General features: G+C 70.6%; 1 protein-coding gene. It reads right to left on the bottom strand.

Features of this window, described 5'->3' with window-relative positions:
• The coding region (locus ACFCX4_RS35075; RefSeq protein WP_376151331.1) for an amino acid adenylation domain-containing protein at positions 1-4116 on the bottom strand (4116 nt) is incomplete at both ends.

Consider the following 4116-nt stretch of genomic DNA (forward strand, 5'->3'; position numbering starts at 1 on the left):
GCGGGCGGTGTAGGCGGTGGAGAGGTCGCGGGCGAGCGGTGCCATGGACCAGCCGTCGCCGGCGATGTGGTGGACGACCACCAGCAGGGTGTGCTTGTCCGGCCTTCTGGTGAAAAGCCATGCACGGACCGGGAGTTCGCTGCGGAGGTCGAAGGTGTGCGCGGCGGCGCGGCCGACCGAATCGGGGTCGTGCGGTTCGACGGAGAGAAGCGTGCCCATGGAGTCCGTCGGGCGTACCTGCTGCTGCGGGCGACCGTCGACGGTGGGGTAGACGGTGCGGAGGACTTCGTGGCGTGCCAGCACGTCGTGGAACGCGGCTTCGAGGGCGTCGACCCGGAGGGGGCCGGTGAGGTCGAGAGCCAGCGGAATGTTGTACGTCGGGCCGGGGCCCTGGAGTTCGGCGAGGAACCAGAGGCGTTGCTGGGCGTAGGACAGCGGCAGCGCATCGGGTCGGGCACCCGCGGTCAGGGCGGGACGGGCCCTCGCGACGGTGTCCAGGCGTCGTGCCAGGGTGGCGACGGTGGGGGCTTCGAAGAGCGCGCGGATCGGCAGTTCGACACCGAGGGCGGTGCGGATGCGGCTGACCAGGCGGGTGGCGAGGAGGGAGTGACCGCCGAGCGCGAAGAAGCTGTCGTCGATTCCGACCCGCGAGACTGACAGGACGTCGGCGAAGAGGGCAGCCAGCACCTGCTCCTGCGGTGTGCGGGGTGTGCGGGGTGTGCGTCCGGTGAGCGGGGTGTGGTCGGGGGCGGGGAGGGCGCGTCGGTCGATCTTGCCGTTGGTGGTGAGGGGGAAGGCGTCGAGGGTGACGAACGCGGTGGGGACCATGTACTCGGGCAGTGCGGTGGAGAGTTCGGCGCGGAGGGTGTCTGTGTCGAGGTCGCCGGTGGTGACGAGGTAGGCGGTGAGTCGTTTGTCGCCGGGGGTGTCTTCGCGGAGTTGGACGTGGGCCTGGTTGATGTTGGGGTGGTGGGTGAGTGCGGCTTCGATCTCTCCGGGTTCGATGCGGAAGCCGCGGAGTTTGATCTGCTGGTCGGCGCGTCCGGCGTACTCCAGTTCGCCTTGGTGGTTCCAGCGGGCGAGGTCGCCGGTGCGGTACATGCGTTCGCCGGGTGTGCCGTGGGGGTCGGCGGTGAAGCGTTCGGCGGTGAGGGCGGGGCGTGCGAGGTAGCCGCGGGCGAGGCCGTGGCCGGCGAGGTAGAGCTCGCCGGTGACACCCGTGGGCACGGGCTGGAGGCGGGTGTCGAGGACGTAGGCGCGCATGCCGTCGAGGGGGCGGCCGATCGGCAGGGTGGTTCCGGTGCCCGTGGTCCGGTGGGTGGTGGCGAAGGTGGTGGTTTCGGTGGGGCCGTAGCCGTTGGTGACGGTGAGGCCGGGGCAGGCGTCGAGGGCGCGGGTGACGGCGGCGGGGGAGACGACGTCGCCGCCCGTCCAGAGGTGTCGGACGCCGCGCAGGCAGGCGGGGTCGTCGTCGGCGAGGAGTGCGAACAGTCCGGCCGTGAGCCACAGAGCGGTGATGTTGTACTGGGGGATCACCCGGGCCAGGGTGGTGGTGGTGAGGTCGCAGGGTGGGGCGACGACGGTGGTGCCGCCGTTGAGGAGTGGGACCCAGAGTTCGAAGGTGGAGGCGTCGAAGGAGTGGGGGGAGTGGAGGAGGATGCGTTCGGTGGCCGTGCTGGTGTAGCGGTGGTCGTTGGTGAGGGTGGTGATGTCGTGGTGGGTGACGGCGACGCCCTTGGGGCGGCCGGTGGAGCCGGAGGTGTACATCACGTACGCCAGCTGCCGTTCGTGGCAGTTCACCTGAGGGGCGTCGGGTGAAGCCTCTGCGTCGGTGGTGAGCACCGTGAGGCCCAGTTCGGTGGCCTGGTGGTGCAGTGCGGTGTCGGTGAGGACGACGGTGGCGCCGGTCTCGGTGGTGATGGTGCGGCGGTGGGTGAGCGGGTAGCGGGCGTCGAGGGGGACGTAGCAGGCGCCGGCCTTGAGGACGGCGAGCAGGGCGACGACCAGGTCCGCCGAGCGTTCCATCAGTACCGCGACGGCGTCCTCGGCCCCGACGCCCTCCGTGAGGAGCCTGTGGGCGAGGCCGTTGGCCCGGGCGTCCAACTGTGCGTAGGTGAACTCGGTGTCCCCGCACACCACCGCGACCGCGTCGGGTGTCCGTGCGACCTGCCGGGCGAACAGTTCCGGCAGTGAGCCGGTCACCGGCTCGGCGCTGCGGCCGCTGCCCCACTCCGCGAGGACCCGGTGGCGCTCTTCCGCGCCCAGAACGGCAATGTCGCCGAGGGCGGTCCCAGGAGCGTGCTCCAGGGCGTCGACCAGTCCTTCGAGAGCGGTGTTCAGAAGCCTGCACACCCACGCGGCGTCGATCGACTTGACCGTCTGCGCGGTGAGGGCGAACCCGGTGCCGACATCGTCCACCGACACCGTCAGCGGGTAGTTGGTGTACTCCTGGCTGAGCGTGACCCCGACGCCGGGCAGACCGGTGCCGGGCGTGGCCCCGGCTCCGGGCGACTCGCTGTGGCGGTAGTTGAGGAGGGTGGTGAAGAGGGGTGTGGAGTCGGTGATGCCGCTGTTCTGTTGGGCGAGGGCGAGGGGGGCGTGTTCGTGGGTGAGGAGGTCGGTGAGTTGGGTGTGGATGGTGGTGAGGGCGTTGGTGGCGGTGGTGGTGGGGTGGGGTGCGCGGACGGGGAGGGTGTTGATGAAGAGTCCGGGGACGCGGTGGGCGCCGGTGCCGGCGTTCATGCGGCCGAGGAGGACGGTGCCGAAGACGGTGTTGTTCTGGTTGGTGGTGGCGGTGAGGACGCGGGCCCAGGCGAGGTGGAAGGCGGCGGCGGGGGTGGCGCCGAGTCGGTGGGTCTGTTCTCTGATGCGGTCGGCGAGTCGGGGGGTGAGGGTGAGGGTGGATTCGGTGAGTGCGGTGGCGTTGCCGTGGACGTCGAGCAGGCCGAAGGGTGCGGTGGGTTCGGTGATGTCGCCGAGCAGTTCGGTGAAGAAGCGTTCGTGTTCCTCGCGGGTGATGCCGAGGCGGGCCTGGGCGACGAAGTCGCGGAACGGCAGCGGACGCGGCAGCGTCTCCCGGTGGCCCGCCAGGATGGTCCGGATCTCCGTGAGCAGCACTTCGAGTGTGGTGTGGTCGGTGATCAGGTGGTGGCGGCGGAGGTGGAGGAGCCAGCGGTCGGTGCCGGGTTCGGGGGCGGTGCGGGCGTCGAGGAGTGGGGGGTGGGTGAGGTCGATGGTGTTGGGGCCGGCGGTGAGGCCGCCGACCTCGTGTTCCTGTACCGGGAGTTGGGCGGTGCGGGCGACGACCTGGACGGGTTCGGGGAGTCCTTCCCAGAGGACGGCGGTGCGCAGGATGTCGTGGCGGTCGATGACCTGCTGGAGGGCGTCGAGGAAGGTGTCGAGGAGGTGGCGGTTGTCGAAGGTGAGGGTGGTGGGTGAGAGGTAGACGTCGTCGGAGGCCTCGTCCGTGGTGAGGAGGTGGTGGAAGAGGATGCCTTCCTGGAGTGGTGCGAGGGGGTAGATGTCGGCGATGTTGGCCGCGCCGCCGGGGAACGCATCGGTGATGCGGGTGAGTTCGTCGGTGGTGAGGTCGATGAGGGGGAGCATGTCGGGCGTGATGGCCCGGGCGTCGGCGGGGATGAGGTTCGGGGGGACCGCGATCTCGCGCGGGTCGCCGGGGGATGCTGCCAGGCCGGCCACGGTCGGCGTGGCGAACAGCGCACGGATGCTCACCTGCACGCCCCGCTCCCGTGCCCGCTCGATGAGGGTGACGGCGAGGAGGGAGTGGCCGCCGAGGGCGAAGAAGTCGTCGTCGACCCCGACCCGGTCGAGGCCGAGAACCTCCTCGAACGCCTCGCAGAGGGCTGCCTCCCGGTCGGTGCCGGGTGCTCGGTAGGTGGTTGTGGGGGTGTAGTCGGGTGCGGGGAGGGCGTTGCGGTCGAGCTTGCCGTTGACGGTGAGCGGGAGGGTGTCGAGGGTGATGGTGGCGGCGGGGATCATGTGGTCGGGGAGGCGTGCGGTGAGGTGGGTGCGGAGTGCGCCGGGGCTGACGTCGTCGGTGGTGACGATGTAGGCGATGAGGCGTTTGTCGCCGGGGGTGTCCTCGCGGAGTTGGAC

The organism is Kitasatospora sp. NPDC056327 (assembly GCF_042261735.1).
Taxonomy (GTDB): Bacteria; Actinomycetota; Actinomycetes; order Streptomycetales; family Streptomycetaceae; genus Kitasatospora.